We start from the raw sequence: 25,742 nt of genomic DNA, 5'->3' as shown, positions 1-25,742 counted from the left end.
TCATTGGGCGGCGCGTGTCTTGCTCGCTTGTACGAATCCCCAATCCCCACTCCCGTGCGTCAGCACCACACTCAGTCGTGGGCGTGCTGGGCAGGCGCCTGCGCGCCACCTTCGAGTTGGTCGAGGAAATCCACCGCGCGGCGCAGATGCGGGATGACGATGGAGCCGCCGACCACCAGGCCGACCGAGAAGGTTTCGAAGAACTCTTCCCGGCTCACGCCGGCTTCTTTGCACTGGGCCACGTGGTAGCTGATGCAGTCGTCGCAGCGCAGCACCATGGAAGCGACCAGGCCAAGCAGTTCCTTGGTTTTCACGTCCAGGGCGCCGGCCTGGTAGGTCTGCGTGTCCAGCGCGAAGAAGCGTCGCACCACCTGGTTCGGCTCGGCCAGGATGCGCTGGTTCATGCGCTGACGGAATTCGGTGAACTCGCGCAGGCGATCGGCGCTACCGTCGTCGGAACCACTCATGCCTGACCGCCCGCGCTGCCGGCCAACAACGACTCGAGCTTGCCGGCCCGGTGCATGGCCATCATGTCGTCGTAGCCGCCCACATGGACGTCGCCGACGAAGATCTGCGGCACGCTGGTGCGCTTGGCCAGAGCGATCATCTTGTCGCGCTCGACCGGGTCCAGATCGATCCGCACCTCGGTCCAGGTCTTGCCCTTGCTCCTGAGGAAGTTCTTGGCCGCCACACAATACGGGCAGATGGCGGAGGAATACAGGGTGATCTGCGGATCGGAGGCCGCGTGCTGATCGGTATCGTCTTGGCTCACGGGAAACTCCGTGGTGGGTGTGATGTCTGACACATGGTACCGGGCGACTGGAATTTCCATGTCGTCACCGCAACACTGTGGGTTAACCGATGATTCACGCCACCGCGCCGCGCTGCCCGCATGCTCCGCGCATCACCTGGAGTCTCCCTTGCGCCTGCTACCACTCGCTACTGCCTTCACGCTGGCTGTTGCCATGGGTGTGACACCTGCGCAGGAAAACCGCCTGCCCGACATCGGCTCGTCGGCCGGCGAGTTGCTGACCCCGGCGCGCCAGGCCGAGTACGGCCGGATGATGCTGGCCGAGTTGCGCAACTACGACTACGTGCTGGACGACCCGCTGATCACCGATTGGCTGCAGACCATGGGCACCCGGCTGGGCGCCAACAGCGACCAACCGCAGCAGCCGTTTACGTTTTTCATGCTGCGCGACCGCCAGATCAATGCGTTCGCCACACTGGGCGGCTATATCGCGGTCAACGCCGGGCTGGTGTTGACCGCCGAGCGCGAGGACGAAGTGGCGGCGGTGCTGTCGCACGAAATCGCCCACGTTACCCAGCAGCACGTGCTGCGCGGGGTGGAGCGCGCGCAACGCGACCAGATCCCGATCCTGCTCGGCATGCTGGCTGCGGTGGTGGCGGCGCAGCAGGCCGGGGGCAACTCCAAGGGCGATGCCACCATGGCCACCATCACCAGTGCGATGGGGCTGATGCAGCAGCGGCAGATCGACTACACCCGCTCCAACGAATCGGAGGCCGACCGACTGGGCATCCGCACGTTGGTGCGCAGCGGTTACGACGTCGATGCCATGGCCGGCTTCTTCGAGCGTATGTCGGTGGCGATGCGCGCCAACGAAGGCGGCTACAGCGCGCCGGATTTCCTACAGACCCACCCGGTCACCGTCACCCGCATCAGCGAAGCCAAGGTGCGCGCCGAGCAGATGAAGAAGAACACTGTGGTGTTGACCACCTCGGTGCCGGGCGGAACGCGCCAGGAGCGCGTGGACCCCGCCGACCCGTCGTTGTCGGAGCCGCTGAGCCGCAACGGCAACGCGCTGCTGCCCTACGCGCTGCGGCTGCCGGTGGACGCACTCAGCCACGGTGCCGACCAGCGGGGCTTCGATTGGGCCAAGGAACGCCTGCGCGTGCTCAGCGCAGCCACGCCGGATGCGGCCATTCGCGAATACGAAAACCTGCGCCGCAGTGCCAAACAAGGCTTGAGCGACGCGCAACGCTACGGGCTGGCACTGGCGCGGCTGCGCAACAGCGGCGGTCGACCGAGCGAACCCGTCGCCGAGCTGACCAGTCTGTTAGACGCACACCCGGACAACCTATGGCTGGCGCTGGGTCTGAGCGAGGCGCAGGCGCGTGTGGGCCAGCGCGAGGCGGCCAATGCGCGCTTCGATGTCCTGCTCAAGCAATTGCCGAACAACCGCGCGGTGGCACTGACCTACGCGAGCGCGCTCAACGAGCAGGCCAGCAAGGAGTCCGGCCAGCGCGCGCGCCAGGTGCTGGAACCGCTGCTGCACCGGAGCAGCGACGACCCATTGCTGCAACAAAGCTACGCACGTGCCTGCGAGCTGTCCGGCGACCGCCTGCGCGCCAGCGAAGCGTATGCCGAAGCAGCGTTCTTGAACGGCCGCGCCGAACAGGCGCTGATTCAGCTGGAAGCGCTGAAGAAGAAAGATCTCGACTATGTGACACGGGCGCGCGTGGACGCCCGCATCGCCGCGATTACCCCGACCGTCCTGGAGCTGCGTCGCCAGGGCATCCGCGACCCAGATTTATCCAAGCGCTGAGAGCCGGTGCGTGTTGCAGGTGGTGCAACCATGAAGCAGCGTGTCGAGGGGCTGTCTGCCGACCGGAGCTGCACAGCTCGCTTTACCGAGCTGTCTCCGTCACACAGGTGGCGCCAGCCCTGTCACATTAGAGTCACAAAACCGTAGTCTACTGGCGATCACCAAAACCAGACGGTAAGCCCCGCGTGCAGAAACGCATTCTGATCGTCGATGACGAACCCGCGATCCGCGACATGGTGGCGTTCGCGCTACGCAAAGGCGAGTTCGAGCCCATCCATGCCGGCGACGCACGCGAGGCGCAGACTGCCATCGCCGACCGCGTGCCAGATCTGATCCTGTTGGACTGGATGCTGCCGGGCACCAGCGGCCTGGATCTGGCACGGCGCTGGCGCAAGGAGCAGCTGACCCGCGAGATTCCGATCATCATGCTGACCGCGCGCGGTGAAGAGAACGACCGCGTCGGCGGACTGGAAGCCGGCGTCGACGATTACGTGGTCAAGCCGTTCTCCGCCCGCGAATTGCTGGCCCGCATCCGCGCGGTGATGCGGCGTACCCGCGAAGACGATGAAGACGGCAGCGTGGCGGTGGGACGCTTGCGCATCGATGGCGCCGCACACCGCGTGTTTGCCGGCGATGCGCCGGTGCCGATCGGCCCGACCGAATACCGCCTGCTGCATTTCTTCATGACACACCCCGAGCGCGTGTATACGCGCACCCAGCTGCTGGACCATGTCTGGGGCGGCAGCGTGTATGTGGAAGAGCGCACCATCGACGTGCATATCCGCCGGCTGCGCAAGACGCTGGAACCGTTCGGCCTGGAAAACATGGTGCAGACCGTGCGTGGCTCGGGCTATCGTTTTTCGTCGGCGACCTGACGTGCCGCAAAGCCGCCCGGCCGCAGTCTGGCCGGTGGCTGCCTACCTGACGTTTCGTGGTAATGCCTTCCATGCCTCAACACATCCGTTCCGCCTGGCTCAAGACGCTCGGCACCCTCGCGCTGTTGTTGGGCGCTGCCGTCGTTGCAGGCGTGCTGATCGAGCATGTGTGGATGGCGCTGACGCTCACCGCCCTGGGCGTGCTGGCGTGGCATTACTGGCGGCTGCGCCAGGTGCTGAGACGGCTCACCGCGCGTCAGCGTGCCGAGCCTGCCGCCGGCATCGGCGCCTGGAACGAACTGGACCGGCTGCTGTATCGCAGCCAGGCCGAAATGCGCGGGCGCAAGCGGCGCTTGATCGAGATGTTGCGGACCTACCGCGCCGCGGCGCAGGCGCTGCCGGATGCGGTGGTGGTGGTGGATCGCAACAGCCAGCGCGTGCAGTGGTTCAACAAGGCCGCTGGCGGTTTGCTCGGCCTGCATCATCCAGTCGACATGGGCGTCTCCGTCGTGGAGCGGCTGCAGCCGTTGCCGCTGGCGCATTGGCTGGCGTCCGGGCGCAATGCCGAGCCGATGCTCGATGCCGCCTCGCCGGCGGACCCGGATCTGCGCCTGAATCTGCGCCTGATTCCCTATTCCGACGACTACTGGCTGCTGGTGGCACGCGATGTCAGCAAGCTGCTGCGGCTGGAGCAGGTGCGCCGCGACTTCGTGGCCAACGTCTCGCATGAGCTACGCACCCCGCTGACGGTGGTGCACGGCTATCTGGACATGCTCGACCCGGAAGACTTCCCCGATTCGGGTCCGATGCTGGCGGAAATGCGCAAGCAATCGCAGCGCATGGCACAACTGGTCGAAGATCTGTTGACGCTGTCGCGGCTGGAATCGCAGGAAGAACTGGGCGAAGAACACGTGGCGATGGCGCCCATGCTGTCGACCCTGCGCCGCGAGGCCGAGGCGCACAGCCAGGGCCGCCATACCGTGGAAGTGTTCGACGAGGCCGACGTGGATCTGCTCGGCTCCAACAAGGAACTGCACAGCGCATTTTCCAATCTTGTGACCAACGCGGTGCGCTACACGCCTGGCGGCGGCAAGGTGACGATCCGTTTCGTGCGCGAAGGCGATGGTGCGGCGCTGGCAGTGCGCGACACCGGCTACGGCATTCCCGCCTCGCATCTGCCGCGCATCACCGAGCGCTTCTATCGCGTCTCGAGCAGCCGCTCGCGCGAGAGCGGCGGTACCGGGCTTGGGCTATCGATCGTCAAACACATCCTGGGGCTGCACCAGGCGCGCCTGGACATCGAAAGCGAAGTGGGACGCGGCAGCGAATTCTCGTGTCATTTCGTGGCTGCGCGCGTCGTACAGCGCGCGCCATCGGTGCCACTGTCACGCTCGGCGTGATATGTAGTCAGTGCGCGCCGCATCGCCTGCGCTGCAGCTGCGCGGCAACCACGCACACAACCCGTCTTGATGATCGATTCCATGGGCCACGCCAAAGAACTGCACGACATCACACCCGGCGACGACATCGCCACCGATCCTCTGCGTGATCCGGCGCTGTACATCAACCGCGAGCTGTCGCAGCTGGACTTCAATTTCCGGGTGCTGGCGCAGGCGCTCGATGAGCAGGTACCGTTGCTGGAACGGCTGCGTTTTCTGTGCATTTCGTGCACCAACCTGGACGAATTCTTCGAAATCCGTGCAGCCACCGTGCGGCACGCGCAGGAGTTCGGTCTGCCGCCGGCACCGGATGGCTTGAGCCCGACCGCCATCCTCAATGCCGTGCACGATCGCGCCGCCAAGCTGGTCGAGCAGCAATACCACGCATGGAATGAAGTGCTGCGCCCGGCGATGGAAGATGCTGGCGTTGCCGTGCTCAGCCGCTCGGCCTGGACCTCGCGCCAGAAACGCTGGCTGCGTGCGTATTTCCGCAACGAGATCATGCCGGTGCTGTCGCCGCTGGGGCTGGACCCGGCGCATCCGTTCCCGAAGATCCTCAACAAGACCTTGAATATCGTGGTAGTGCTGGAAGGCCAGGACGCGTTCGGTCGCGCCGGGCATCTGGCCATCGTGCGCGCACCGCGTTCGCTGCCGCGCATCATCCAACTGCCGGCGAGCCTGTCGCCGGAGGGCGCGCAGAGCTTCGTGTTCCTGTCGTCGGTGTTGTCCGAATTCGTCGACGAACTGTTCCCGGGCATGCAGGTCATGGGCTCGTATCAGTTCCGCGTCACCCGTAATTCCGAACTGGTGGTGGACGAGGAAGAAGTCGAAAACCTGGCACTGGCCTTGCGCGACGAACTGGTCACGCGCGGCTACCGGCCGGCAGTGCGGCTGGAGATCGCGCACGATTGCCCGGCGCCGATTCTGCGCACCTTGCTGCAGAACTTTGGCCTGAACGAGAACGCGGTGTATCGCATCGTGGGGCCGGTCAACCTGAGCCGCGTTACGCAGGTCTACGATCTGGTGCAGCGCCCCGAACTCAAGTACCCCTCGTTCAATCCGCGCACGTTGCGCGACAGCGAGGGCATCTTCGAGATCGTCAAAAAAGGCGATGTATTACTGCATCACCCCTTCGATGCGTTCACTGCGGTGCTGGACGTGATCCGCCAGGCGGCGGTCGACCCGAACGTGCTGGCGATCAAGCAGACGCTGTATCGCACCGGCAAGGATTCGCTGATTGTCGATGCGCTGATTCTGGCCGCGCGCAACGGCAAGGACGTCACCGTGGTGGTGGAGTTGCGTGCGCGCTTCGACGAAGAAGCCAACCTGGGCCTGGCCGACAAACTGCAGGAAGCCGGCGTACAGGTGGTCTACGGCGTGGTCGGCTTCAAGACCCACGCCAAGATGCTGCTGATCGTGCGGCGCGAGGGCCGCAAGCTCAAACGCTACGTGCACCTGGGCACCGGCAATTACCACAGTGGCACCGCGCGTCTATATACCGACATCAGCCTGATCACCGCCGATGCCGAAATCGGCAACGACGTGCATATGCTGTTCCAGCAGTTGTCCGGGCTTGCGCCGCGCATGAAGCTGGACCAGTTGCTGCAGTCGCCGTTTACGCTGCATGCCGGCGTGTTGAAGCGGATCGATCGCGAAACGCGGCTGGCCCGCAAGGGTCGCCCGGGGCGCATCATCGCCAAGATGAATGCCCTCAACGAACCGCAAGTAGTGCGTGCGTTGTACCTGGCTTCGCAGGCCGGGGTGCAGATCGATCTGATCGTGCGCGGGGCCTGCACCCTGCGCCCCGGCGTGCCGGGCGTGTCGGACAACATCCGCGTGCGTTCGCTCGTGGGGCGCTTTCTGGAACATAGCCGCGTGTACTGGTTCGGCAACGACGGCGCCGCCGAGTTGTATTGCGCCAGCGCCGACTGGCTGGAACGCAATCTGCTGCGGCGGGTGGAGACCTGCTTCCCCATCCTGGATCCGGACCTGGCCAAGCGCGTCTACCGCGAGGTGCTGCAGAACTATCTGGACGACAATGTCAGCGCCTGGGAGCTGGATCCCGAAGGCGTATACCACAGGCGCACGCCTGCGCCGGGCGAGCCACTACATTCGGCGCAGATGACCTTACTCGATCGGATCTGAGCACTGCGGGTAGTCCGCAAGGTGGGATGCCGTTCGCGAAGGCGTGCGGCACGCCCATCACGTCGATTGACGGCTTGCACCCAGCGATTCCAACCACGGATCGTGCCTGCCCGCGCATGGGCGCACGGATGGCCTCTCACGGGGCCAACGGCCCATCGGCTACCATGCGGCCATGCCAATGCCCTCCCCCACGATTCCGCCCCTGCGCGATGGCGATTTTCTTGCCGCCATCGACCTAGGGTCCAACAGTTTCCACATGGTCATTGCGCGCTACCTGATGGGTCAGCTGCGCGTTGTCGATCGCCTGCGCGAGACCGTGCGCATGGCCGATGGCCTGGATGGCAAAGGTGGTCTCTCCAACGAAGCGCGTCAGCGCGGGCTCGAATGCCTGGCGCGTTTCGGCCAACGCATTCGCGACGTGCCCTCGCTGCGCGTGCGCGCCTTGGCCACCAACACGGTGCGTCAACTGCGTTCGCCGCAAGCGTTCCTGATGCCGGCCGAAACTGCGTTGGGCCATGCGATCGAAGTGGTCAGCGGGCGCGAGGAAGCGCGCCTGATCTATCTCGGCGTTGCGCATGCGCAACCGCCCAAGCCAGACCAACGCCGGCTGGTGATCGACATCGGCGGCGGCTCGACCGAGTTCATCATCGGCCGCGGGTTTCAAACGTTGGAACGCGAAAGTCTGCAAGCTGGCTGCATTGCCAGCACGCGGCGGTTTTTCCCCGGCGGCAAGTTGTCGAAGAAGAAATGGAAGGACGCGCTGACCGAGATCGGCGCCGAGTTCCAGCAGTTCGCCGGCCAGTACCGGGCGCTGGGCTGGCATGAAGCGATCGGCTCGTCCGGCACGCACAAGGCCATCGGCGAGATTTGCGCGGCGATGAAGTTGACCAAGGGCGCGATCACGGCGCTTGCACTGGCGGCGCTGCGCGATGAACTGCTCAAGGCCAAGCGCCTCGAAGACATCCAGTTGCCGGGCCTGGCGGCCGAGCGGCGGCCGATCATCGCCGGCGGCATTCTGGTGCTGGAAGCGGCATTCCAGGCGCTGGGACTGGAGAAACTGATGGTCAGCAAGGCGGCGATGCGCGAAGGCATCTTGTACGACATGCTCGGCCGCGGCGGCGAGAACGATCCGCGCGACAGTTCGGTGACCTCGCTGATGCAGCGCTATGGGATCGATGATGTGCAGGCGCAGCGCGTGGAAGCCACTGCCTGCCGCCTGTTCGATCAAGTCTGCGAGTCATGGCAACTGGATGGCGACGATGCGCAGGTGCTGCGACGTGCCGCGCGCCTGCACGAGCTGGGACTGATCATTGCGCACAGCCAGTACCACGTGCACGGCAGCTATATCCTGGAGCACTCGGATATCGCCGGGTTCTCGCGGCAGGAGCAACAGGTGCTGGCCGCACTGGTGCGTACGCATCGGCGCAATGTGCCCAAGACCGCGTTCGATGCGCTGCCCGACCGCCTGCTGCTGCCAACCCGGCGCAAGGCTGCGCTGCTGCGGCTGGCAGTGTTGCTGCACCGCGCGCACGAAGCGGACCCGATTCCGACCCTGGAACTCACCGCCGACGACACCCGGCTGTCGTTGATCCTGTCGCAAAGCTGGATCGACTCACGCCCGCTGCTGCGCGCCGACCTGATCGGAGAAGTCGACAGCATGGCCGGGCTGGGAATTGCGTTCAAACCGTTTGTGGCCTGAGGCCGGAGGCCTCAGGTGGGATTTGGGAGTGGGGATTCGGGATTTGTTGTTCCCGGGGGCGGCAGGGCCTCAGGTAGGGGACGGCAGTAGGGATCAGGAATCTGTCGACTGCGATGTACTGATGCGTGCGCCCCACTGTCAGCGTTGCGTCACACGCAAGCTGCGGCGCGTGTGCAAATCCCGAATTTCGAATCCCGACCAACAAATTCCCAATCCCGTCGCGCTTGTCACCACGACGTCTTATCGGCGCAACGTCAATGCCATCGCACTCCCTGAAGCTAGCGGAAACGGGAGAACGGGCATGCGCTACGCGATCGTTACCGAAACCTATCCCCCCGAGGTCAACGGTGTTGCGTTGACCGTGCACGGTCTGGAAACGGGTCTGCGCGCGCGCGGACACCAGGTGGATGTGGTGAGACCACGCCAAAGCGCCGATACCGCAACGACCGATGCGCTGCTGGTGCGTGGTGTATCGCTGCCGCGCTATCCGGGGTTGAAATTCGGCCTGCCGGCAACGCAACGCCTCGTGCGTCATTGGCGCAGCACGCAACCGGATGCGATCTACGTGGCCACGGAAGGTCCCCTGGGCTGGTCGGCGATGCGTGCCGCCCGCCAGCTGGGCATTCCGGTTGCCACCGGCTTTCACACTCGATTCGACGAATACCTGCCCGACTACGGCGCTGCCTGGCTGCAAGGTACCGCGCTGCGCTGGATGCGGCGCTTCCACAACCAGGCCGATGCGACCCTGGTGCCCACGCGCGAACTGCAACAGTTCCTGCGCGATGAAGGTTTCGAACGCGTGCAACTGCTGGCGCGCGCAGTGGACAGCCAGCAATTCGATCCGAGCCGTCGTGATCTCGCATTGCGCGCCGATTGGGGCATCGAAGACGACGGCTTTGCCGCCATCTACGTTGGGCGCATCGCCAGCGAAAAAAATCTGCCGCTGGCCGTACGCGCCTTTCGCGCGCTGCAGCAGGTCCGCCCGAAGGCGCGCTTCGTCTGGGTGGGCGATGGCCCGGCTCGCGAGAAGATCGCCCATGAAAATCCGGACTTCATTTTCTGCGGCGTCCAACGCGGCGATGCATTGGCGCGTCACTTCGCCAGCGGCGATCTGTTCCTGTTCCCGAGCCGCAGCGAAACCTTCGGCAATGTGACGCTGGAAGCGATGGCCAGCGGTGTAGCCACGGTTGCGTTCGATTACGGCGCGGCACGCGAATATCTACGCAATGGCCATAACGGCGCGGCGGTGGACACCGACGAGGCATTCGTCCAGGCCGCCGTCGCGTTCACCGAAGACGATGCACTGCGCCAGCGCATGGGCACGGCGGCGGCACAGGCCATGAAAAAATTGCATCCAGACAATGTAGTTTCCGCTTTCGAAGCGTTGTTGTTTGAAATCAGCACTGCACGGGGGCGTTATGTCGTCAACGCGGCTTGAGGTGTTGCGCGGCCACGAAGCGCGCTGGTGCCGACGCGCCAATCATTGGTGCCGACGCAACTCGGTTCGGCGTGTGTTTGCCACCATCAGTCGCCTTGGCGACGGCGTGTTCTGGTACGCCCTGATGGGGTTGCTGGTGGTGCTCGACGGCATGGACGGTGTACGTGCGTCCGCGCACATGGCCGCCACCGGCGTGCTTGCATTGACGCTTTACAAGGCCCTCAAACGCTGGACGCGTCGCCCACGCCCGTATGCGGCGGACGTGCGCATTCGCGCCTGGGTGGCACCGCTGGACGAGTTCAGCTTCCCCTCCGGCCACACCCTGCACGCAGTGTCCTTCAGTATCGTGGCGCTGGCCTACTATCCCTGGCTTGCCCCTTTGCTGGTGCCATTCTCGGCCGGCGTGGCACTCTCGCGCGTGGTGCTGGGGCTGCACTATCCCAGCGACGTGCTGGCCGCCACGGTGATCGGCGTGCTGCTGGCCGGCCTGTCGCTGTGGGCTCTGCCGTTGGTGCTGGGGTAAGCGCTGCGGTCTGCGGCAGCGTGGCGTCGTAACAGACATGACGGCTGTGCTTCAGGAAGAGACGCCCTCCAGGGGCGAATGCGGGTGCGTGCGAAGCCTCACGCACCCGCCGTCGATTGTTCTTCCACGAAGATCGATAGAAAGCCAACGCGCAGCAAGTGCGACGTCGGCAGGTAGCTTCGCGCGGTACACCACTCCTGCCCCGCCCCCGGCCCGCGCTTGCGGTGCGTGCGCACCATTGCGTGCGCGCCACTGGTAGGCATGCAGTGCATTGGCGGCCGGCGGTGAGAGACGCAAGCTCCAAGTGCTGCGCGCTTCATTGGCGCTGAAGGCCGCTTGGCGCACCGGCGTCGTGGCGAGCAATGCTCACAAGCGGCAAGCCTGCACGATCAACGATCAGTGGACTCAGGCCTTGAGTCTCGATTCTCGAGCGTTGCGACGCGGGCAACTGCCCACTCAAGCTGATCACCGGTTCCTTACTGGGCCAATGACTGACGCATGCCCACCCGTCGCTGGTCGCTGATTGCCGATCACTGCGACCGATCGCTGATCGACAATCCTGAGCTTCTTAGCCCCGCATCAACAACGCCCCATCTCACATCCCAATCCGAATCTCAAATCCCGAATTCCCGCGTCCCCTGCCCCTGACCGCACCGCGCTCCCGCCGTACAATGGCGTCATGACCACCCTGTTCATTTCCGACCTGCATCTGGATCCGGCCCGGCCGGCGATCACCCAGTTGTTCCTGGAGTTCCTGCAGACGCAGGTGCCCGATAGCGATGCGCTCTACATCCTGGGCGATCTGTTCGAAGCCTGGATCGGCGACGACACCCCGTCCACCGCCACCGCCGCCGACGCGGTCGCAGTGGCGTTGCGCGCGGTGGCCGATGCGGGCGTACCGGTGTTCTTCATGCCGGGGAACCGCGACTTCCTGGTGGGCGAGACCTACGCGCAGCGCGCGGGCTTCCGCATCCTGCCCGATCCCACCGTCATCGATCTGTACGGACACACCACACTGCTGCTGCACGGCGACCTGCTGTGCACCGACGATACTGCTTACCAGGCCTTCCGCGCGCAGACGCGCGACCCGGTGTTCCAGGCGCAGTTCCTGGCGCAGCCGCTGGCCGCGCGCGTAGCGTTCGCGCAGCAGGCGCGTGCGGCAAGTCAGGCCCGTTACGCCGAACTCAAGCAGGGCGACCAGGCGCAGCTCGACACCGTCACCGACGTGTCGCCGGCCGAAGTGGAAGCCACCTTCGTGTGGTACGGGGTGGACCGCCTCATCCACGGCCACACCCATCGCCCTGCCATCCACACCCTGCAGGCCGGCGGCACCACCTGCACGCGCATCGTGCTGGGCGACTGGTACGCACAAGGCTCGGTGCTGCATGTAGACGCCGACGGTGTGTCGCTGGAGCAGTTGGCGCTGTAACCCGGCCGATCCGCGTGCTCTGCCTGCCATGGCAAGGCGCAGTGACGCGACGCGATGCTGCATTCAAGGCGCGCAGGACCATCCCGGGCGTGTCCTATGCGATCGCCTCGCGGCTGCGCGGGGCCATCTGAGCGGCTCTTACTGAAACAGAGCTGCACGCACGTCGATCAGTGACCGTCACGCATCACTGCACGCTGCGCGCACGCTCGGCGTAGCCGACGAAATCCGCATTCACCACGTCGTACCACAGCAACGTGCCATCGGTCTGCACGCGGAAACGGTCGCGTACCGGGCTGGTCCGCGGGTCGCCAGGGCAGCCGTCGCCGTGGCGTTCGTGCACCGCAAATTCGAACGCGTCCGGCGAAGGCGGATCGGCCTGTTCGGCCATGATGCTGATGCAGTTGTCCGGATACACATGGTCGCTCTGCAAGCGGGCTTCGAGCACATTCAGTGCGCGGGCTTGCGCGTCGCCGGCGGCTGGTGCGGGCGCGGTAACGGTGGGCTTGGGCTGCGTGGCAACGGGATCGGCCGGTTGCTGTTTGCATCCGGCAACCGTCAGCGCCGCCAGGAAAACAAGCGCATAGCGCAGGGACGTGGACATGAGGGCTCCGCTCGACAGGACAGGGCCGGCACAGTCACCGGCGGTGCGCCTAGTGTGCGCGATCCACGTGCGCAGGTGTCGCCCAAAAAGCCCGGCACTTGCGGTGCCGGGCCGGGCTTGGATCACTCAACAACACTCAGCGGAAGGCGGCAATCGTGGCCTTGGTATTGACCAGCACGCGCTGGTTGTCGGCGGTGCTGGCATTGCCCATGGGCACGCCGTTGTAGCTGATGTTGGGATTGGACCAATAGTTCAGACGCGGGCAGCCGCCGGAGCAGTCGTAGGCCATGATGGTGCGCCAACTGTTGCCGTAGCGGTAGCCGTGCCCATAGGCGTACGGCGAGGTGCTCGGGTCGTTGGTGGCGTCGTGGCGTGCGCTCTGCAGATGCCCGATTTCATGCGCGAAGCTGTAGTAGCCGGTAGCGCAATCCCAGTAAACCGAGGCGAACGCGCTTGCCGCGTTTGAGCCGATACCCGAAGCCAGACCGCAGTAGCTGCTGTTGTCCAGCACGATCACGCCCACATCGGCGGTGTAGGTGTTGCGGCTGGTGTGGATGCTGTCCATGTAGCCGTCGTTGGTCACGCGGAAGCGCTGCAGATCGGTAGTGAAGTTGCCGGTCTCGGTGTAGCTGGTGGTCTCGTAGCGCGCCAGCTGCAAGGTGATGCCGACATTGCTATTGATATAGCCCTGGTTGGCCTCGGCCACCGCCAGCTGCACCAGCGATTGCATGTTTCCGCCGTACGCGGTCACGGCCTTGTTGGTGGCCACCACCAGCACGCGAATGGTCGCCGGGCTACCCGATGAGACGGTGGCGGCAGTGACGCGTCCGTCGCTGGGCATGTCTAACTTGGGCAGCAGGCTGTATTCGGCCGGATGCTCCTGCGGCATGCGTTGCTCATCCACTTGCACCAGCACGTGGTGGCCATCGGCGAGCGGACGCAGGCGATACAGCTTGCCGGCGTAACGAATGGTGCCGGTGACGGTGTCGCCGCTGCGCACCAGGATGGCCGAGTTCAGCGGGTCTACGCCCGAGAGCGTCCGCGCGCGGGTACCGGCACGCGGGCCGAGGTTGCCGTACCACACGCTATCGCCGCCCTCCAGGGCATCCACCTTGGCCTGAATGGCGGTAACGGTCTGGCCATCCAGCTGCAATTCCAGCAGTTTTTCACCGGCGGTCACCGCTGCGGCATCGAGCTGGACCACCTGTGCATTGGCCGTGGATGGTGCGCTCAACAAGCGTTGCAGCGAGGGCTCGGCGGTGACGGTGGCAGCGGCGCTGCGGCTGAGCGCCGGGCCGGTTTGGTACAGGGGCTTGCCGGCAGCGGCGGCCGACCCGGCCAGGCACATGGCAATCAACCCAACCGTGGTGCACATCGACTTCGACTTCATCGTCTCTCTCTCCTAAGACATGGAAGCAACGGGTGCAAAACACCGGGCCCCTGTCCCCGGGACGCCATTAGGGCGCGCAGGAAGGTTCGGATTGCAAGTTATTACAACGGAAAATTACATTTCTGTGATGCCTGCCGGTACCTGGATGCAACTTCAGCTGCGATCGAATAGGAACCAGCGCACAGTCCTGAGGAAAGAACGCGCGCTCTCTAGAGAGCGTGTCGGACAAGCCCAGGCCACATGCGTGCCTGACAGGGCGATAGCGCGTCGCAATACAGATCGATCTGCGTGCACGTGATTGCCTGCGCAACGCGATTTACTGCGTCAATGTTCACCTGCGTCACAAGACACCGCGGCGCCATGTCGTATCGGTACCGGCAGATTTCATGGCGTCGTCTTCGATACGTAGCAGCGCGTGGGGCGACGCACGCGCAACGGCTATCCGTGCTGATCAGGGCAACGTAAATCTATCCAGTCGCACACGGCGCGTGTGGGCGACACGGAGTCAGCCCACGAATGCGTCAGACAGATTCAGACCACACGCCACGGCAGCCATTTGCGCCGCAGACATCGAGACCACACTCAGCCGGCCTGCTCCACCAGATCGGCCAGCTCGTCTTCGTCGAAACCGGCGAGCAGGCGCGCCTGCAGATTGAACGGCCCATGCAAATAACCGCCGGCATATTCGCCCAGCAAGGCCTTGAAGCGTGCACGCGGCTCGACGCCGGTCTGTTCGCAAAACCAGCGGTACCACCGCGAGCCGGCAGCCACGTGCGCCACTTCTTCGCGCAGGATGGTTTCGAGCACCTCGGCAGTGGCGGCGTCGCCTAGCGAACGGAGTTTGACGATCATCGCCGGGGTCACATCCAGGCCGCGCGCTTCGAGCACGCGCGGCACCAGCGCCATGCGCGCCAGGCCGTCGTGCGCGGTTTTCTCGCACATCTCCCATAGGCCGTTATGCGCGGCGAAGTTGCCGTAGTCGTGATCGTGCGCCTGCAAGCGCGCACGCAGCAGCATGAAATGGCGCGATTCGTCGTCGGCCACCGCTACCCAATCGGCGTAGAACGCATCGGGCAGCCCACGAAAGCGATACACCGCATCCCAGGCAAGATCGATGGCGTTGAGTTCGATATGCGCAATGGCGTGGATGAAGGCGGCACGCCCGTCCGGCGTGCCCAGCCCGCGCCGTGGCAGCTCGCGCGGATGCACCAGGATCGGCGTGGCAGGACGGCCCGGCATGCGGATCGGCGCCGGCGCCGGCGCGGCCGGATCGATGGTCAATCGGCCATCGCGAAACGCCGCTGCGTACTGCTGCGTCAACGCAACTTTTTGCAGCGGATCGGCCGCGTCCAGGCACGCGCATGCGGCGTCGAACAGATCCGTGATCACGGCACCGGCCGCAGTGGTTGCTGGCTTGGTGCTAGGAGCGCGGCCTGCTGCTGCCAGTCCAATTGCATGTCCAGCGTGGTGCGCAGCGCCACGGGGGGTTGTCCATTGCGCAGGTGCGGGTCGTCTACCGAGCGAACTGGCGCAGCGTCATTGGCGGCGCAGCCCGCCAGCTGCACCGCCACCCCGGCCGCGAGCACGGCCGCGAGCACGGCCGGGCGGCCGCAGTGCGGTCGGACTTCAGGCGCGGCGACGCTTCTTGGCATCGTCCGAGCGCAGCTGCTGGATGCGTTCGAAATACCCCGGTTCGATGCCGGTGATGTACTCGCCGTTGAAGCACGAGGAATCGAACTGCTTGATGTCTGGATTCCCTTCGCGCACCGCTACTTCCAGGTCTTCCAGGTCCTGGTAGATCAACCAATCGCAGCCGAGAAACTCCTGGATCTCCAGCTCGCTGCGGCCATGCGCAATGAGCTCTTCGGCGGCCGGCATGTCGATCCCGTAGATGTTGGGATAGCGCACCGGCGGCGCGGCCGAGGCCAGGTACACCTTGCGCGCGCCCGCGTCGCGCGCCATCTGCACGATCTGCCGGCTGGTGGTGCCGCGTACGATGGAATCGTCGACCAGTAGCACCACGCGGTTGCGGAATTCCAGATGGATCGGGTTGAGCTTGCGTCGCACCGATTTCTGCCGTTCGCCCTGCCCCGGCATGATGAAGGTGCGGCCTACGTAGCGATTCTTGACGAAACCCTCGCGGTACTTCACCCCGAGCACATGGGACATCTCCAGCGCCACATCGCGCGAGGTGTCCGGAATCGGAATGATGGTGTCGATGTCGTGGTCCGGGCGCAGGCGCAGGATCTTCTCGCCCAACTTCAGGCCCATGCGCATGCGCGCCTTGTGCACCGAGATGTTGTCGATCATCGAATCGGGACGCGCGAAATACACGTACTCGAAAATGCACGGCGCATTGTTGGTCGGTGACGCGCAGACTTCCGAGAACAGCTCGCCGCGCGCGGTGATCACCAGCGCTTCGCCCGGGCGCACGTCGCGCACGCGCTGATAGCCCAGGATGTCCAGCGCCGCCGATTCGGACGACACGATGTATTCGGTACCTTCGGCATGCTCGCGCTTGCCCAGCACCAGCGGGCGGATACCGTGCGGGTCGCGGAAGGCCACCAGGCCCAGGCCCAGCACTACGCTGACCACTGCATAGCCGCCCTTGCAGCGGCGGTGCACGCCAGCCACTGCGCGGATCGCCGCTTCGGGGGTGAGCATGCGCTGCGCGTCCAGCTCGTAGGCGAACACGTTCAGCAGCACTTCGCTGTCCGAATCGGTATTGATGTTGCGGCGGTCGGCTTCGAACACCTGCTGGCGCAAGGCCTCGGTGTTGATCAGGTTGCCGTTGTGGGCAAGTGCGATGCCATAGGGCGAGTTGACGTAGAACGGCTGCGCCTCGTCCATGCCCTCCGAGCCGGCGGTCGGATAGCGGCAATGCGCGATGCCGACACGGCCTTCCAGCACCGCCATCTTCTTTTCGTCGAACACGTCGCGCACCAGGCCGTTGGCCTTCTGCACACGCAAGCGCGTGCCATCTGCGGTGGCGATGCCTGCAGCGTCCTGCCCACGATGCTGCAGGACGGTCAGGCCGTCATACAGTTGCCCGGCGACGTTTTGGTTGCCGACAATACCGACGATGCCACACATGGTGCGCGTTCTCCGCTTCGGCTTGCGCCGTTACTGTGAAGGTGGCCGTGCCTGGCCGTGGGATTCGACCCGAGCCGGGTCGCTTTCTCCGCCGCGAACCTGCGCCGGATCGATATTGGCCGGCATCGCCTGCGTCGGATCGCGTCCGTCGCTGGCGGGATTGCCGGGTTTGCTGGGTTTACCGAGCGCCCGCGACACGCTGTCGCTCAAGCCAGACCCGGACAGCATTTTGCCCAGATCGGTATTATCGCCTGCCGAAGGCAACTTCCCCAACTCCCTGGGCAAGTTGCCAAGTTCCATGGATGGCATCTCCATCGACGGCATCCGCCAGGCCGGCAGTTGCGCGCGCATCCAGCCGGCACCGGGCTGCAGGATCGGCAGCAGCACCGACTGTCGCCATGCCGGCTCGCGCGGCAGCGGGGTGAAGCCCATCAGCAGCACCAGCACGCTGGCCAGCAACCCGCCACGCACCACGCCCAGGCCGAACCCGAGCATGCGGTCGGTGCCGCCGAGCTTGATCGCATCCACGCCCGCACGGATCACCATGCCGATCACCGCCACGGTGATCAGCACACCGACGAACACCATGGCGTAACCGCCGAACGATTCGGTGGCAGACGGATGCTTGCCATCGGCGAGCCAGCGCGCCGCCGCGCCGCCGAACATGAAGGTAGCCCAGCCGGCCAGCAGCCAGGACAAGGTGCCGACCACGATGGCGACAAAGCCACGCAGCAAGCCCAGCAGGGCCGACACCAGAATGATGGCGCCCAACACCATGTCGATCATCGGCAACCTCTCCGCGCGACGTGCGCATCATTGGTGCAATCTGGCTCGTTGTTCATTGCCCTCCCCTCCATGGGTGCGAGGCGTTTGGAAATCCGGTGGCTGCAAGCTGCGCACTGCGGGCAGCTGGCGGACACATGACAGTGCGCGCGCAGTGCAGTGTACGAGCGGCTGCCGCAAGCAGCGGCCGTGTTTGCTTGCGGCCGGGCCAGACCTTAAGGATGTGGCCGCACCATGCCGGAGATACCGACCTTGGCTGCAACCTGGGCACGCAACTGTTCGGCATCGCTGCGATTGGCGACCGGGCCAACCCGCACACGGTTGAGCGCGCCCTTGTCGGTGCGCACCTGTTCGACGAAGGCGCTGAAACCGGCGGCGCGCACGCGGTCGCGCAGGGCATCGGCATCCTCGGGGCGACCAAACGCACCCAGCTGCACGGCAAAACCGACCGAACTGGCTGCAGGCGCTGCCGGCGCGGTAGCAGCCGGCTTGGCAGGTTCAGGCTTGGCAGCAACCTCGGGCTTGGCAGTTGCGGGCTTGGCAGTTGCGGGCTTGGCGACCTCGGGCTTGGCGGGCACGGGCTTGGGCACGTCGGCAGGCTTGGGCGCGGTGGCCGCCGGCTTGGCGGGCTCCGGCGGCAGGCTTTCGGTCTTGGCCGGTGCGGTGGTGCTGACGGCGGCCACGCTGCTGGCAGGTTTCGCGGCAGGCGCGGGCGCTGGAGCCGGCGTGCTAACTGCTGGCGCAGCAGCGTTGGCATCCAGCGTCACCACCTGGGCATTGACGTCGCCGCGCACCTTCACTGCCTTCAGGCGCGCCGATTCGGCCTGGGCCTGGTCGGCATACGGCCCAACGCGCACGCGCCAGGCCGGGTGGCCGTTGATCTGGGTTTTTTCGCTGAAGCCGGGCAACTGCGCCTGCTTGAGCCGCGCAATCACTGCATCGGCATCGGCACTGGTGGCGTACGCACCGAAATTGACCGCGTAGTTGCCAGCGGCCACTTCCGGTGCGGAAGGCGTGCTGGACGGAGCGGCCAGATCGGCGGCATCGGGGTTGTTCTGCACCGGCGCCGGCGCACCGGCCATGCCCAGCGCGCCACCGGCCGGCGCGTTGCCCGGGGTGACCAGCGGCAATTCGCGGGTCTGGAACTCGCCATTTGTGGGTGCTGCGGGCGCCTCGAGCGGCACATCGGCCACACCGCTCGACGGCGCGGGGCCCTTGACCAGCATCGGCAGGAAGATCACGGCGAGCGCCACCAGAACGATGGCGCCAATCAGTCGCTGTTTCAGAGCAGTATCCACGGAAGAGACGAGAGGCGGCGTGGCGGGGTGCCGCGGCGATTATAAGGCCGGCGCCACCTCGACGACCTCAGCGGGCTGAATGAAGTGCTTCAAGTGCGTCGGCCACGGTGTAAAACGAGCCGAAGACCAGCACGCGGTCGCCGGGACTGGCTGTGGCCAGGACCGCGTGCACTGCAGTGGCAACATCACGATGGCACGGCGCCTGCGCGGCGGCACTGCCGTGCAGACGGGCTTGCAAGGCCTGCGCCGATTGCCCGCGTGCGCCCTCCAGCCCGGCCAGCGCCCAGTGGTCGATCTGCGTAGCGACCGCCTCCACCACGCCCAAAACGTCCTTGTCGGCCAGTGCAGCGTAGATCGCGTACGTGCTGCCGGCGTGCGCCCGCGCACCGAGCGCGGCGGCCAGCGCGCGCGCGGCCTGCGGGTTGTGGCCGACATCCAGCAACACCTGCACGCCCTCGACCTCAAGGCGCTGCAACCGCCCGGCCACTTGCGCGTTGCCGATGCCCTGCGCCCAGGCTGCAGCGGGCACTTCCACCGGCAACGCCTGCAATGCGGCGATTGCGGCAGCGGCATTGGCCAGCTGCACCGGCGCGTGCAATGCCGGCATCGGCAATTCCAGCGTCACGGCCACATCGCGCCAGCGCCACCGCGGCGCGTCGGATTGCGGGGTCTCCGCATGCGACGCACCGATCGGCTCGAAGAAATAATCGCTGCCCGCGCGGATCGCATTGGCACCCAGTTGATAGGCCCGACGCAGCACGCTGGACGGCGGATCGATCTCGCCCAACACCACCGGCTTCCATGCGCGGATGATGCCGGCCTTCTCGGCGCCGATCGCCTCGCGCTCTTCGCCCAGCCAATCGGTGTGGTCGATATCGACGGTGGTGATCACCGCCACATCCGAATCGACGATGTTCACCGCATCCAGGCGCCCGCCCAGACCGATTTCCAGCACCGCCAACTCCAGCGCGGACTGTTGAAACAGCCACAGCGCCGCCAGCGTGCCGAACTCGAAATAGGTCAACGCGGTATCGCCACGCGCCGTCTCGACCGCAGCAAACGCCTCGACCAGCTGCGCGTCGCTGGCCTCCTCGCCATCGATGCGTACGCGCTCGTTGTAACGCAGCACATGCGGCGACGTGTAGGCACCGACCTTCCAGCCGGCTGCACGCCCGATCGCCTCGATAAAGGCCACGGTCGAGCCCTTGCCATTGGTCCCGCCCACGACGATGACGTGCTTTGCCGGCGCTGCGATCTGCAAGCGCGCAGCCACTTCGCGCACGCGCTCCAACCCCATCGCGATGCTACTGGGATGCTGCTGCTCGATGTAGGCCAGCCAGTCGGAGAGTATGGTGGGAGTGGGCACGGGGTTACCTGATGTCATGTGTCCTGGGGAGCATTATCGCCAATGCGGCGCACAATTGATCAGCAAAGCGATGGCTGAGGCCCGATGAAAAACCGCGCAGGCACTTCACGTGACTGCCGGCCACTCGAACCGCTCGGATGTTTGCGGAGCCGCTTCTGGAAGTTGCAGATCCATCCCTTACCTGACCAATTTCTCCATGACATCGCACGCCATCAGGTGAGCAACCACATCACGCCATCCGTCAGGACGCGCATCACTACCCAATCACTGATGGGTGGCATTGAGATGAAGGTTGCGCACTGTAGAGCCAGCAGCTGAGCGTTTCCCTCGATCACTGCCTGTACATATCCGTCACCCAAATCAGGAACTTCACCAGCCAGCAGACAAAGCCGTTGCGGGGCTCGACGCGGCATGGGGTCCACGGTTACCGCATGCGGGCAGAGCAAACTCCCAGACGCCGAGCGGATCAGGACATCTTCTGAGTACATATCGCCAAAGACTTCGGTCCATACCCAGGGACCGAGTCTGACAATCAATGACCATCCCAGCATCGCAATGACGATGCCCAGCAACGACCACCGGAACATGACGCTGCCGGCACCCTGTGCTTCGATCTGACGTTGAAGCTGGCCAGTTGCATTGGCCCACAGCAACAAGGAAAAAAACATCGCAGCTGCAACACATGCGACCACAAAGGTCAGATCGATCAATGCGTTCGTCGGCGGAAGAAACCTGAAATAGTGGACCTGCAGAAAAAACAAGAATGTCAGAAAGAGGCATGGCGGCCACAGTCTTTCTTTGAACCGCGACATGTCCATGATGACGCGTCTCCGTCCTGGTAGACCTGCGCTGACGTTGCCAGACGCTACAGCGCCCGATGCTTGGCTTCGCCAAAGAACGGTGTGTGGTGCGCGCAGTCGTTGAGGCGCACCACTTCGAGATGCTCGACGTCGTCGCCTTCGAGCAGGTTCAGCGTGGTCGGGGCCTGGCGGAAGGTCCACAGCTTGGACAACGGCAGGCCCAGGATCTTGCACAGGATCACGCGATTGACCGCATCGTGCGCGACCACCAGCAAGGTGGCGTCGGCACCCAGTCCATCGGCGGCGCGCACCAGGCCGCGCCAGCTGCGGTCCAGCACCTGACGCAACGATTCGCCGCCCGGCATCAGCACGGTGTCGGGTTCTTCGCGCCAGGCGCGCAGGCGTGCGGGATCCTTGTCGTTGATCTCGCTGGCCAGCAGGCCCTCCCATTCGCCGTGCGCGATTTCCTGCAGGTCGGCATCGGTCTGCAGCAACGCCACGCGCGATGCGCCCAGGGCGGCCTTGGCAGTGGCCTGCGCGCGCGACAGCGGCGACGCCACTGCGCGGTCGATCTGCAGCGTGTGCAGCCGTTGGCCCAACGCGCGTGCCTGGCCTTCGCCGACCGGTGACAGCGGAATATCGATCTGGCCCTGGTAACGGCCTTCGGCGTTCCACGGCGTCTCGCCGTGACGAGCAAGCAGGATGCGCATGCGCTGGGAGTTCCTTGGGGGAGGGGCCGGCTCGCCGCAGCGAAACGGGACCGCATGATAACCCCTACCGCCGCCCCGCCGGCTGCCCGCGTCAGCGCACGCCGAGTTCCTTCAACAGCTGTGGCGTCGGAGCGACTCCGGTCATGATCCACCGCAGATAGCGGCTGTCCACGGCGATCATGCGCGTCATCGCCGGGTCGAAGATCCAGTTGCTGCTCACCGACTCCCAATTTCCGTCGAATGCCAGGCCGACCAGCTTGCCCTGCGCGTCCATCACCGGCGAGCCGGCGTTGCCGCCGGTGATGTCCAGATCCGACAGGAAATTGACCGGCACCGAGCCCAGGCGCTTGGCCCTCGCCACATCCAGCAAGGCCTTGGGCGAATAGAACGCGTCGGCGCTGGTCTCCTTGGCAGCTACGCGGCCGACCAAGCTCCAATTGCAACACACTGGCACTGCATCCCGTGCGTACCTATTCTCGCGGTCAACTCTAAATCATCTATTTATCCGACGGCTCTCTTCTAAATGTACCGCGGCTTGCCCCATCATAGAACGCAGATCAGCAAGCGCTTGGTCCAAGGCCTGCGCATTATGGGCGATCGTCGTCGGATTGCTCTCTTCCCGGGCTTCTTGTAACTCTTGCCTTAGATTTTGAATGAAAATCTTCTTATCATCTATCGCTTCCTGCAGCGCAGGTGCAATTCCCGCAGTAACAACCTGGACGTCCCGCGATGAAGTACCAACTACTTGAACTCGCTTGCCTCCACCACCGGGAAGCGAATTAGGCGTGAGCGGAATTTTTACGCCCCCAGGTGCTGGCTCGAAGTTGCGTTCCTGAAGCTTATCGAGTGCAGTAAGGTGAGGATTCTTAGACGGACCAGGCTGCATGGCAATAGCCTGGCGTTGTGCGTTGAAAGCTTCCGTACGCCGTGAATGCTCGAAAGACGAGGTCTTGTTTGCGTCTCGCCGTGTTGCTTACAAACCCTGCCGAATCGATGGCAGACCGCCTAGTGCAGGAGGGATACATGTTGGATCAGCGCTTGCATCCGGTTGCGGCGACTGACGTTGCGGCTCCTCGGAGGAAGAGGAGGAGATATGATGGCTATTAATCGCCTTGACAGACGTGTTGATCATGAAGATCTCCATTGATTGAACCAGCATCCAGATGATGGACCCGATCCAATAAACTCAGTGGGCGGCTGAGGAAAAATTATCCACCATTCCGAACGACTTTGGAGCCGAACCAGCGCTTGCGATCGGGCACGATTGTCGATTCGACGCTGATCAATGCGCTAAGTTAGACCAAGCATGCATCTCATGCGGGCGCCCCCTGGGCTGCATCAGACCACGAAAGGAAACCCGATGTCTTTCGCTCCACATCGGCCGAACGCGGGGTCGCTGCGGCTGGGGTTGCCGGTTTCCAGGTGCCCGGCCAGACGACGCCGGAACGCCGTGCCCGGCTGCTCGACCACCATGTCGTACCAGTGGTCACTGGCGGCCAGCGGCAGGTGCAGTGTCTCGCGCTGACCTGCGGACAAATGCAGCGCGCGCGGGGTTGGGTCTGCGTAGTCCAGCGCACGCAGTTGCAGTGTGCAAGAGTGTCGCCCGGCATTGCCAATCTCCAGGACAAGCGTGCCGCCGTCCTGTCGCGCTTCTACCCAGGGCGCGGTCGATGGTTCCGCCTTGGCCGCCGGATCGCCGGCAAATTCGCGCAGGAAGCCATTGGGTCCATGCACGCGCAAGTCATAGCGGCCTCCGGAAGCGGCATCCACCGGCACGTCGTCCAGCCGGGTACCTGCTTGCACGGTGTAGTACCACGGGCCGCCGCGTGCGGCGCTGGTGTAGACATTGAACGCAGCAGCAGCGGCGCCGGCGTTGACGAACTGCAACTGCACCATGCCATCGCCTTGCACGCGCGCGTGTACCTGCAAGGCATACGGCAACGCGCGCGCCGGACGTTGGCCGGGCTCCTGCCGCGGCATGATGGCGCTGGCGGGCGGCGTCGGTAGCGGCTTGTTGCGCACCGCGGCCGTGCGGGCGCGGTAGTCGTCGATGGAGGGCAACGCGCTCAACGCAGAATCGTCCGGCTTGCGGAAATCGAACACGCTGCTGAGATCGCCACTGACCGCGCGACGCCAAGGGCTGATGTTCGGCTCGGCGACGCCGAAGCGCCGTTCCAGCAGGCGCAACACCGAGGTGTGATCGAACACCTGCGAATTGACCCAGCCACCGCGCGTCCACGGCGAGATCACCAGCATCGGCACGCGGATGCCCAGACCCACCGGCACGCCGTTGTAGGCCTCGCCGCGCACATCGACATTGCTGCGGCCCATGCGCGCATCCAGCGCAGGCAACGGCGCCGGCACATGATCGAAGAACCCATCGTTCTCGTCGTAGTTGATGATCAGCGCCGTCTTCGCCCAGACCTCCGGATTGGAGGTCAGCGCATCGATCAACCGCGCTACCAGCGATTCGCCGTAAGCCGGCGGCGCTTCGGGATGTTCGCAATATGCAGTCGGCGGAACGATCCACGACACCTGCGGCAAGCGATTGCCCTGCACGTCGGCTTCAATCGCGGCAATCAGGTGATCGGCCTGGGTGTGGGGCGCGTTTTCTGCGGTGGATCCCGCCACATACGCGCGTGCGCGGCGATAACGTTCGTCAGCCGGATCCAGCCCACGGTAGTGCGCAAAATACGCCAGTGAATTGCAGCCGAAGTTGTCGTATTCCTGGTACACGCGCCAATCGATGCCGGCAGCCTGCAGTCGCTGCGCGTAGGTGGTCCAGCCCATCGCTGCATAACCAGGTTTGTCGCGCGCCATGTCGGCGGTCCAGTTGCCGTCATCGGCGTTGTCGGCCACCTGTGCGCGCGTGTCGCCCACGCTCAGGCCGCTGGTGCCGGTGAACAGGTACATGCGATTGGGATTGGTCGGCCCGTGCATCGAGCAGAAGTAGCCATCGCAGATGGTGAACGCGTCGGCAAGCGCGTGGTAGTACGGGATGTCGCGACGCTGGAAATATCCCATCGTCAATTCGCCCTTGTACGGCACCCACGCATCGTATTCGGCCCAGCGAGCCGGGTCCTGCCCGTGACCGGCCTTCCAGGAGTGGTCCAGGCTCTTGATCAAAGGCGCGCAGGTGTTTTGCGAATCGAACGCGAACGGCAGCAGACGTCGTCCGTCGGCGGCAGGCTGACTCCACACCGGATGACCATCGCGCAGTTGCAACGCACGCGGGTCGCCGAAGCCGCGCACGCCGCGCAGCGCGCCGAAGTAATGATCGAACGAGCGGTTTTCCTGCATCAGGATCACCACGTGTTCGATGTCGCGCAGGGTCCCGGTACGCGAGTTGGCTGGCAGCGCGAGCGCGCGACCGATCGAAGACGGCAAGGCACCGGCAGCGGTGAGCGCGGCAACGCGCTTGAGAAAATCGCGGCGCGAGGGGGAAGACGTCATGGGTAGGGACCTGCGAGAAATGCGTGTACATCGCCGCGCAGTGCGGCCGGCTACGACACGTATAGCGGGCAAGCACGACAGTTTTGCGACAACCACCGTCATCAATGTTTCATGAGTCGTTGACACCCTGCGT

General features: G+C 64.8%; 22 protein-coding genes and 1 pseudogene. 8 read left to right on the top strand and 15 right to left on the bottom strand.

Annotated elements, in window-relative coordinates:
* Positions 1-71 precede the first annotated feature (71 nt).
* Both XBLMG947_RS01800 and grxC read right to left on the bottom strand, forming a co-directional pair.
* Positions 72-467, bottom strand: a complete 396-nt coding sequence (locus XBLMG947_RS01800; RefSeq protein WP_017158115.1) for a carboxymuconolactone decarboxylase family protein — start codon at positions 465-467, stop codon at positions 72-74.
* Entirely contained in the window at positions 464-772 is a 309-nt protein-coding gene (gene grxC / locus XBLMG947_RS01795) for a glutaredoxin 3 (protein ID WP_065466119.1), read from the bottom strand. The genes XBLMG947_RS01800 and grxC overlap by 4 nt, the downstream gene beginning before the upstream one ends.
* 148 nt (positions 773-920) lie before the next feature.
* On the opposite strand from grxC, the gene XBLMG947_RS01790 reads away from it, so the two are divergent.
* The 8 genes from XBLMG947_RS01790 to lpxH all read left to right on the top strand — a co-directional run bounded on the left by XBLMG947_RS01790 (position 921) and on the right by lpxH (position 12,115).
* On the top strand, positions 921-2,567 hold the full coding sequence (locus XBLMG947_RS01790) for a M48 family metalloprotease (RefSeq protein WP_065466118.1): 1,647 nt from the start codon (positions 921-923) through the stop codon (positions 2,565-2,567).
* A 185-nt stretch (positions 2,568-2,752) separates the two neighbouring features.
* Positions 2,753-3,442 (top strand): phosphate regulon transcriptional regulator PhoB, encoded by a 690-nt coding sequence (gene phoB / locus XBLMG947_RS01785; RefSeq protein WP_002806631.1) that lies wholly within the window; start codon positions 2,753-2,755, stop codon positions 3,440-3,442.
* Between the two features lie 71 nt (positions 3,443-3,513).
* Entirely contained in the window at positions 3,514-4,842 is a 1,329-nt protein-coding gene (gene phoR, locus XBLMG947_RS01780; protein ID WP_065466117.1) for a phosphate regulon sensor histidine kinase PhoR, read from the top strand.
* Positions 4,843-4,923: 81 nt separating this feature from the next.
* On the top strand, positions 4,924-7,026 hold the full coding sequence (ppk1, locus tag XBLMG947_RS01775; protein ID WP_065466190.1) for a polyphosphate kinase 1: 2,103 nt from the start codon (positions 4,924-4,926) through the stop codon (positions 7,024-7,026).
* A gap of 178 nt (positions 7,027-7,204) precedes the next feature.
* Positions 7,205-8,725, top strand: coding sequence for an exopolyphosphatase (gene ppx / locus XBLMG947_RS01770; protein WP_181093137.1), 1,521 nt, complete (start codon positions 7,205-7,207; stop codon positions 8,723-8,725).
* Positions 8,726-9,026: 301 nt separating this feature from the next.
* Positions 9,027-10,163 (top strand): glycosyltransferase family 4 protein, encoded by a 1,137-nt coding sequence (locus XBLMG947_RS01765; protein WP_065466115.1) that lies wholly within the window; start codon positions 9,027-9,029, stop codon positions 10,161-10,163.
* A complete protein-coding gene (locus XBLMG947_RS01760) occupies positions 10,144-10,686 on the top strand; it encodes a phosphatase PAP2 family protein (RefSeq protein WP_065466114.1) in 543 nt (180 codons plus the stop codon). Before XBLMG947_RS01765 ends, XBLMG947_RS01760 begins: the two co-directional genes overlap by 20 nt.
* A 679-nt stretch (positions 10,687-11,365) precedes the next feature.
* Positions 11,366-12,115: a UDP-2,3-diacylglucosamine diphosphatase gene (gene lpxH / locus XBLMG947_RS01755; RefSeq protein ID WP_065466113.1), complete on the top strand. Its 750-nt coding sequence runs from the start codon at positions 11,366-11,368 to the stop codon at positions 12,113-12,115.
* Positions 12,116-12,299: 184 nt separating this feature from the next.
* On the opposite strand, the gene XBLMG947_RS01750 is transcribed toward lpxH, so the two are convergent.
* From XBLMG947_RS01750 to XBLMG947_RS01695, 13 genes and pseudogenes are all read right to left on the bottom strand, one after another.
* On the bottom strand, positions 12,300-12,716 hold the full coding sequence (locus XBLMG947_RS01750; RefSeq protein ID WP_065466112.1) for a hypothetical protein: 417 nt from the start codon (positions 12,714-12,716) through the stop codon (positions 12,300-12,302).
* Positions 12,717-12,852: 136 nt separating this feature from the next.
* Entirely contained in the window at positions 12,853-14,106 is a 1,254-nt protein-coding gene (locus XBLMG947_RS01745) for a zinc-dependent metalloprotease (RefSeq protein WP_065466111.1), read from the bottom strand.
* 582 nt (positions 14,107-14,688) lie between these two features.
* Positions 14,689-15,495, bottom strand: a complete 807-nt coding sequence (locus XBLMG947_RS01740) for a ferritin-like domain-containing protein (RefSeq protein ID WP_065466110.1) — start codon at positions 15,493-15,495, stop codon at positions 14,689-14,691.
* A complete protein-coding gene (locus tag XBLMG947_RS23325; RefSeq protein ID WP_065466109.1) occupies positions 15,492-15,704 on the bottom strand; it encodes a hypothetical protein in 213 nt (70 codons plus the stop codon). Before XBLMG947_RS23325 ends, XBLMG947_RS01740 begins: the two co-directional genes overlap by 4 nt.
* A 28-nt stretch (positions 15,705-15,732) precedes the next feature.
* Positions 15,733-17,199, bottom strand: a complete 1,467-nt coding sequence (gene purF / locus XBLMG947_RS01730; RefSeq protein ID WP_065466108.1) for an amidophosphoribosyltransferase — start codon at positions 17,197-17,199, stop codon at positions 15,733-15,735.
* Positions 17,200-17,229: 30 nt separating this feature from the next.
* Positions 17,230-17,985: a CvpA family protein gene (locus XBLMG947_RS01725; protein ID WP_065466107.1), complete on the bottom strand. Its 756-nt coding sequence runs from the start codon at positions 17,983-17,985 to the stop codon at positions 17,230-17,232.
* A gap of 212 nt (positions 17,986-18,197) precedes the next feature.
* Complete coding sequence (locus XBLMG947_RS01720) at positions 18,198-19,280, bottom strand: SPOR domain-containing protein (RefSeq protein WP_065466106.1); 1,083 nt, start codon at positions 19,278-19,280, stop codon at positions 18,198-18,200.
* Between the two features lie 67 nt (positions 19,281-19,347).
* Entirely contained in the window at positions 19,348-20,664 is a 1,317-nt protein-coding gene (gene folC, locus XBLMG947_RS01715) for a bifunctional tetrahydrofolate synthase/dihydrofolate synthase (RefSeq protein ID WP_065466105.1), read from the bottom strand.
* A 194-nt stretch (positions 20,665-20,858) separates the two neighbouring features.
* The gene (locus XBLMG947_RS01710) at positions 20,859-21,356 is read right to left on the bottom strand and encodes a hypothetical protein (RefSeq protein WP_139074341.1); all 498 of its coding nucleotides are present in this window, start codon (positions 21,354-21,356) and stop codon (positions 20,859-20,861) included.
* Positions 21,357-21,511: 155 nt separating this feature from the next.
* Positions 21,512-22,156, bottom strand: coding sequence for a histidine phosphatase family protein (locus XBLMG947_RS01705; RefSeq protein ID WP_065466103.1), 645 nt, complete (start codon positions 22,154-22,156; stop codon positions 21,512-21,514).
* Positions 22,157-22,247: 91 nt separating this feature from the next.
* Positions 22,248-22,574, bottom strand: a pseudogene (locus XBLMG947_RS24090) (S46 family peptidase); the annotation flags it as partial.
* Between the two features lie 75 nt (positions 22,575-22,649).
* Positions 22,650-23,042 (bottom strand): hypothetical protein, encoded by a 393-nt coding sequence (locus XBLMG947_RS24085; RefSeq protein WP_425479218.1) that lies wholly within the window; start codon positions 23,040-23,042, stop codon positions 22,650-22,652.
* A gap of 452 nt (positions 23,043-23,494) precedes the next feature.
* A complete protein-coding gene (locus tag XBLMG947_RS01695; protein WP_065466101.1) occupies positions 23,495-25,609 on the bottom strand; it encodes a phosphocholine-specific phospholipase C in 2,115 nt (704 codons plus the stop codon).
* Positions 25,610-25,742 lie beyond the last annotated feature (133 nt).

Source organism: Xanthomonas bromi, from assembly GCF_900092025.1.
GTDB lineage: Bacteria > Pseudomonadota > Gammaproteobacteria > Xanthomonadales > Xanthomonadaceae > Xanthomonas > Xanthomonas bromi.
Note: the sequence above shows the minus strand (reverse complement) of the source record. Positions and strands in the feature narration are given on the sequence as shown.